This is a genomic window from Terrabacter terrae, from assembly GCF_039529575.1.
GTDB classification, from domain to species: domain Bacteria; phylum Actinomycetota; class Actinomycetes; order Actinomycetales; family Dermatophilaceae; genus Terrabacter; species Terrabacter terrae.
On record NZ_BAAANB010000089.1, the window covers coordinates 1 to 5,015 of the forward strand.

The 5,015-nt window shown below is 71.9% G+C and carries 4 protein-coding genes; 1 reads left to right on the forward strand and 3 read right to left on the reverse strand.

The genetic code is table 11. The annotated features are described in order from the left end of the window. The coding region (locus tag ABD194_RS19330; RefSeq protein ID WP_343994516.1) for a cation diffusion facilitator family transporter at positions 1 to 990 on the forward strand (990 nt) is incomplete at its 5' end. A 61-nt stretch (positions 991 to 1,051) separates the two neighbouring features. Here the strand turns inward: ABD194_RS19330 and ABD194_RS19335 are convergent. The 3 genes from ABD194_RS19335 to ABD194_RS19345 form a co-directional block, all read right to left on the reverse strand. Then, positions 1,052 to 1,819 carry a glucose 1-dehydrogenase gene (locus ABD194_RS19335; RefSeq protein ID WP_343994518.1) on the reverse strand — a complete coding sequence of 256 codons (768 nt, stop codon included), beginning with the start codon at positions 1,817 to 1,819 and terminating at the stop codon, positions 1,052 to 1,054. Positions 1,820 to 2,159: 340 nt separating this feature from the next. After that, complete coding sequence (locus ABD194_RS19340; RefSeq protein WP_343994520.1) at positions 2,160 to 3,698, reverse strand: HNH endonuclease signature motif containing protein; 1,539 nt, start codon at positions 3,696 to 3,698, stop codon at positions 2,160 to 2,162. A 41-nt stretch (positions 3,699 to 3,739) separates the two neighbouring features. Beyond that, positions 3,740 to 4,762 (reverse strand): LacI family DNA-binding transcriptional regulator, encoded by a 1,023-nt coding sequence (locus ABD194_RS19345; protein ID WP_343994523.1) that lies wholly within the window; start codon positions 4,760 to 4,762, stop codon positions 3,740 to 3,742. Positions 4,763 to 5,015: the final 253 nt, after the last annotated feature.

Consider the following 5,015-nt stretch of genomic DNA (forward strand, 5'->3'; position numbering starts at 1 on the left):
AAGGACGAGCAGGGCCAGCAGGGCGGCGAGAGCCTCGTCACCGTGATCGTCGCGTTGGTGGCCAACGCGCTCATCGCGCTCGCGAAGTCGATCGTCGCGGTGATCACCGGTTCGGCGTCGATGGTCGCCGAGGCGGCGCATTCGTGGGCCGACTCGGGCAACGAGATCTTCCTGCTCGTCGCGGAGCGCCGCGCGGGGAAGCCGCGGGACGCGTCGCACCCGTTCGGCTACGGGCGCGAGGCGTACGTGTGGTCGATGTTCGCAGCGTTCGGCCTCTTCGGGGCGGGCGCCGTCGTGTCGGTGTGGCACGGGATCACGGCGCTCGGGCACGAGGAGCCGGAGACGTCGTACTTCTGGGCGTATGCCGTGCTCGGCATCGCCTTCGTGCTGGAGGGGGCGTCGTTCTTCCAGGCGTCGCGGCAGGCCCGGGCCGAGGCGCGCCGGCGCGGGCTGCACCCGCTGCGCTTCGTCGCCAACACCTCGAACCCGACGCTGCGTGCGGTCTTCGCCGAGGACGCCGCCGCGCTCATCGGCCTGCTCATCGCGGGGGCGGGCATCTTCCTGCACCAGATCACCGGGAACGCGATGTACGACGCGATCGGCTCGATCCTCGTCGGGCTGCTGCTCGGGGTCGTGGCGATCTTCCTCATCGGGCGCAACCGCGACTACCTCGTCGGGCAGGCCGTGCGCCCGGAGCTGTGGCGGCAGGCCTACGACGACCTGAGCTCGAGCGGCGAGGTGGAGCGGGTGACGTTCCTGCACCTCGAGTTCGTCGGGCCCGGGCGCGTCTTCCTCGTGGCCGCGGTCGACCTGACCGGCGACGACACCGAGACGACGGTCGCCAACCGGCTCGCTGCCCTCGGGCACCGCATCGAGGAGCGCGAGCTCGTCGAGCTGGCGATGATCACGCTGTCGAGGACGGACGCACCGACCCTGGAGCGCGACGCCGTGACGGCCCCGTCAGAGAGCGTCGCCAGCTCCAACAGCTGAGGGGACGCGCTTCTCCGCGACTCCACGGCCGGCGCGGTCGTGGCCCGGGGCTCGCGAGCCGTCACAGGCCGACGGAGCCCTGCATGATGCCGCCGTCGACGAACACCGTGGTCGCGGTCGCGTAGGCGGAACGCTCCGAGGCGAGGAAGACCACCGTCTCGGCGATCTCCTCGGGCTTGGCGACGCGCCGGAGCGGGATCGCCGCGTCGAGGGTGGCGAGCTTGGTCGGGTCGCCGGTGGTCGTGGCGTTGATGGGGGTGTCGACGGCTCCCGGCCCGACGCCGACGACGCGGATGCCGTGCTGCCCGAGCTCGACGCCGGCGGTGCGGGTGAGCATCCGCATGCCGCCCTTGCTGACGCAGTAGGGGGTGTTGCCCGGCATCGGCCAGTCCTCGTGCACCGAGGTCACGTTGACGATGACCCCGCCGCCGCCCTGGGCGATGAACTGCTTGGCCGCGAGCTGGCTGCCGAAGAACGCGCTCTTGAGGTTGATCCCGAGGACCCGGTCGTAGGCGGCCTCGTCGGTCTCGAGGAGTGACGTGCGCGTCTCGATGCCGGCGTTGTTGACCCACACGTCGACGCGGCCGTATGCCGTCACGGCCGCCTCGACGAGCCGGCGCAGGTCCTCGACCTGGCTGACGTCGGCGTCGACGCTGATCGCCTCGGACCCCTCCTCGGTGACCTCCTCGTCGACCTCCTCGGCGGCCCGGGGCCGCACCACGTAGTCGACGACGACCTTGGCGCCCTCCCGGCCGGCGACCTCGCAGATGGCGGCGCCGATCCCGCTGTTGCCTCCGGTGACGACGATGACCTTGTCCTGCAGCAGCATGCTCGGCTCTCCTTCGATGGTGGCTCGGTGCAGTTGGTGGTTGGTCGGAGCTCGTGCCTGAAGGTGCGGTCGTGGGAGATGTCAGGTGCGTGTGGGGGGAGTCCAGCGGTCTCTGGTGCGAGGCGCGGAAGCCCTGGGCTGTGTCTCCAGGGCAGTGCCCGGTGGGGACGCGATGCAGCGGGGAGCGCGGCTGTGGCGGTCACTGCGGCTGCCCACCCGCACCATGGTGGGCACCCTAACCGCGACATCCGTATGGAACCTGAGCCTCAGGGCCAGGCCTGTGGTGGTCCAAGACATGCCGCCGACCCCGCCGGCGCTGGCGGGGTGTGGGGCGGGGTCGTCAGGTGTGCCAGGTGACACCGGTGGCGGTGACGGTGGCGGTGAGGTCGCGGTCGTGGACCTCGGTGTGGTGTCGCTGGCACAGGAGGGCGCCGTTGGAGACGCAGGTGCGGCCGCCGTGTCGCCAGTGGGTCACGTGGTGGGCGTCGCACCAGGTGGCGGGCACGGTGCAGCCCGGGAAGCTGCAGCCCTGGTCACGGGCGATGAGGGCGAGGCGCTGGCTGCGGGTGAAGAGGCGGCGGCTGCGGCCGACGTCGAGCGGCTCACTGTCGCTGCCGAGCACGATGGGGATGACCTCGGCGTCGCAGGCCATGCGTCGCACCACGCCCGGTGACAGGACATCGCCGGTCAGCGTCGTGCCGCTGCCTCGGACGTCGTCGACCAGGGTGTCGTAGTCGATGAGGACGACGACCTTGGTCTTGTCGGTGCTGGGGATGCCGTCGGCGGAGGCGACGCCGCGTTGCACGATGGTGAGCAGGGCGTCCATCCGTCGCCGGGCCGGCGTGCGGTCATCTGGTGTGACGGTGCGGCCCTGGTCGTCCTTCTCGGGCGCCGGCGCGGAGAGTGGGTCGATGGCGGCCTTGAGGACGGCGGCGCCTTCGGGGTCGAGCACACCGCGCAGGCCCACCATGCCGGTGGCGTTGGGCTGGGTGAACCACAGGCCGCGTGCCTCGCGCCGGCCGCGGTCGAGCCGGTCCTCATCGCGCGGTGGCCGGATCTGCTCGGTGTGGTGCCGCGCGAGCCGGGCCAGCTCCTCGGGCCGGAGCTGGCGGGCCTGGTCGGTCAGGTCGCCGAGGGCCGTCTCCAGGTCGTCGGCATCCGCGACTGGGCGAGTGCGGGCGTCGAACTCGACGATCTGCGCGGCGCTGCCGACGGTGACCTGCTGGGTGGCGACGAGCAGCCGTAGCCGGGCCCAGCGCGCCTCGGCCAGGGCGGTGCCGACGGTGACGAAGGCCTTGGCCTGCCCGGCGGTCAGCGACGGGTCGTGGCTGCGCAGCCAGTCGGTGCGCGAGAGCCCGTCGGGCGCCTCGATGCCCCGGGACACGAGCTCCGAGACGATGGTGACCAGGGTGACCTCGAGGGTGCGCCGCTGCTGCGCCACCTGCTCGGCCGCGGCGGTGAGGTCGGCCCCGCCGTGGGTCGAGAGACCGATACCGGCCATGGCCTTGACGGTGATCGCGTCCACCGCGTCCTGGCATCCTCCAGCCGCCGCTTCACGCTGCTCCCGCGCCTCGTGGCGGGCGCAGACCGACTCGATCCAGGCCGGGTCGTTGATCATCTCCTCGTAGCCGGCCTCGTCGAGCCACTGCACGTTGTCGAGGGCCAGCGGCTCGAGTGAGACAACGGACTGGTGGGATCCCTCAGGGCCGGAGGAGCCCGGCGCGGACCCGGCCCTGGGCTGGGAGGGGGCAGACGGCATACGCCCCGCGAAACCGTCCCAGAACCCGTGCTCGGCGACGCCGCCCGCGGCGCGCTGGCGCGCCTCGAGGTCGGTCAGCCGGCTCCTGAGGAGCTCGAGCATCGACGGTTCCGGGGACATGAGTCGAACATACATTCGACCACCGACACTGCTTGATCGCCTCAGTCCAACGAGCGGATGGAGCCGCGCACCTGCAGTGGCATGTCGACGAGGTGCTCGCCGGGCGCCGCATCGGCATCCAGCAGCAGCTCCAGCGCCTGCCGCCCCATCTCCTGGTAGGGCAGCCGCGCCGTCGTGAGCCCCGGCCGCAGGTAGGACGCGAGCTCGTCGTCGTCGAACGAGGCAATCGACAGGTCGTCGGGCACCCGCAGCCCACGCTCGGTCAGCGCCTGGTGCGCACCGAACGCGACGCGGTCGTTGAGGCAGAGCAGCCCGGTCACCGCCGCGCCGGAATCCAGCACGCGCGCAGTGGCGTCGTAGCCGTTCCACGGCTCCCACTTCTCGATGTCCTCGATCGCGACCGGCGTGACGCCCGCCTCCCGGAGCGCGCGCTCGATCCCGTCGAAGCGGCGGCTGATCGTCACCGAGACCCGCGGGTCGCTCCGCGCGATCGGCGCGTTGCCGATGATCCCCAGCCCCGCGCCGTGGCCGGAGTCGAGCAGCTGCCGCGTGACGGCATACCCGGCCTCCTCCTCGTCGGGCAGCACCGCGACGGGCACGTCGGGGTTGACGCAGTTGACGGTGACGGCGCGCAGGCCGTCGGGCAGCGGCGGTAGGTCGAGCAGGCGCGCGGCGAGCGCGCCGAAGATGAGCCCGTCGACCTGCCGATCGGCCATGGCCTCCATCGCCGTGCGCAGCTGCTTGGGGTGCTGGAACGTCTCGGCGATGAGCACGCCGCGGTCGCGCTCGTCGGCCGCGTCGAGCAGCCCGCGGATCATCGCGGACGCGAAGCGCGTGACGGTGACGTCGTCGGAGATGAAGCCGATGGTGCCCGTCGTCCCGAGCCGCAGCGAGCGCGCCTGCGCGTTGGGTCGGTAGCCGAGCTCGCTCGCCGCCTCGTGGATGCGCGCGACCGCGTCGGCCGACAGCCGTGACCCGGGGCGGTCGTTGAGAACGAGGCTGACCGCCGTCTTCGACAGCCCCGCCCGTGCGGCGACGTCGGCCAGGGTCGGTCGCTTGCCCACGTGCCCCCTGCTTCCGTCGTCGTCGATGGCGTATGCCGTGTACTCGCCTCCCAGCGAGCCCGCCGGAAGCGTACCGCAGAGGAGCCGACACCAACGGCGTCTCCGCAGGTGAAAAGGATTTAGCAAACCCTTGCGCGGCCGGCTGGGTGCGCGCTACCTTCGGCGCTGAAAGGTTTTAGCAGTGGCGCTGACCTGACCACCCCGGAGGAACCGATGAAGCTCACCTCGACCACCACGCGCGTCGCCGTCGGCC

Excerpts from the sequence above, each read along its gene's own strand:
- ABD194_RS19335 (WP_343994518.1), bottom strand. The coding sequence starts at position 1,819 with ATGCTGCTGCAGGACAAGGTCATCGTCGTCACCGGAGGCAACAGCGGG.
- ABD194_RS19340 (WP_343994520.1), bottom strand. The coding sequence starts at position 3,698 with ATGTCCCCGGAACCGTCGATGCTCGAGCTCCTCAGGAGCCGGCTGACC.